Origin of the sequence: Plesiomonas sp., assembly GCF_051650925.1 — a bacterium.
Lineage (GTDB): Bacteria > Pseudomonadota > Gammaproteobacteria > Enterobacterales > CAMTGL01 > Plesiomonas.
Window position 1 is genome coordinate 1 of sequence record NZ_JBOFRH010000447.1, and the last position, 1,075, is coordinate 1,075.

Genomic DNA, 1,075 nt, shown 5'->3' on the forward strand with positions numbered 1-1,075 from the left:
AAATAAAAGCATTTTAAAGCAATCTGAACTGTTTATTAATACCCTATCTCAGCGCATTGCCGCTGATCAAATGCGCTTTGCACAAGACGAACTAGCTCGGGCAACTGCATCACTCAGTGGTATTAAAGTTGAAATGTTAGATTATCAAAATGAGCATGGTGTGCTAGACCCGCTGCTACAGGCCGAAGCAACCAGCCGTTTGATCAATGAATTACAAGGTCAACTGGCCGCACAAGAAACTGAGCTTAAAAATCAGCTCACTTATCTGAAAGATAACACCCCGCAAGTTGTGGCACTGCGTAATAACATTAATGCGTTAAAATCACAGATCACCATAGAGCAAGATAAAGTAGCCTCCCCTAAGGGGAAAAAGCTCAACCAAATGGTAGCTGATTATGAAGAGCTAAAAGCCAAATACCAGTTCAGCACTGATTTATATAAATTGTCTATCGCCTCGGTTGAGAAAGCACGTATTGATGCAGCCCGAAAATTAAAATCATTAGCGGTTATCGCCTCACCCCAGTTACCAGAAGAGTCACAATATCCAACACGGTTATATTGGTTATTTACGGTATTGCTCTGTTCTGGCCTGATGTACGGTGTGGCCCGCTTAATTATTGCGATTATTGAAGATCACCGTGATTAAGCTTATGCCTAAGAATACCGCCCGCACAGCCCCCTTTTTACATTATTATTTGTAGTGGCAATATCATGAAAATTTCCGTGCTTGCATTAACCCTTGGGTTAACATTGCAAAGTATTGCTTTACCCTCTGCACTGGCTGCAACGCCAACTGACTCCGCCGAACTCACTCAATTAACTGCTGAGAATGCCGCTCTGCTTTCCCCCCCAAAAGTGGTTAGCAGTATGTTTGGTGCACAACTGTTCAACGGCACTATGTCTACGCTTGGTGAAGGGTTTAACCCTAATTACCAAATCAGCAGTGGTGACCGTATTGCACTGAAAATGTGGGGCGCATTTGAGTATGCGGGTAACACGGTAGTTGATCCACAAGGCAACATTTTTCTGCCCAATATTGGCCCGTTAAAAGTAGCGGGCATGAAAAATAACCAGC

The 1,075-nt window shown here is 43.4% G+C and carries 1 protein-coding gene and 1 pseudogene; both read left to right on the plus strand.

The window, feature by feature from the left end; all coding sequences use genetic code 11:
• A pseudogene (locus tag ACRC27_RS10810) lies at positions 1-646 on the plus strand (capsule biosynthesis protein); the annotation flags it as partial.
• Between the two features lie 65 nt (positions 647-711).
• Positions 712-1,075, plus strand: a 364-nt coding sequence (locus ACRC27_RS10815; RefSeq protein WP_438639867.1) for a polysaccharide biosynthesis/export family protein, incomplete at its 3' end; no start/stop codon positions are given.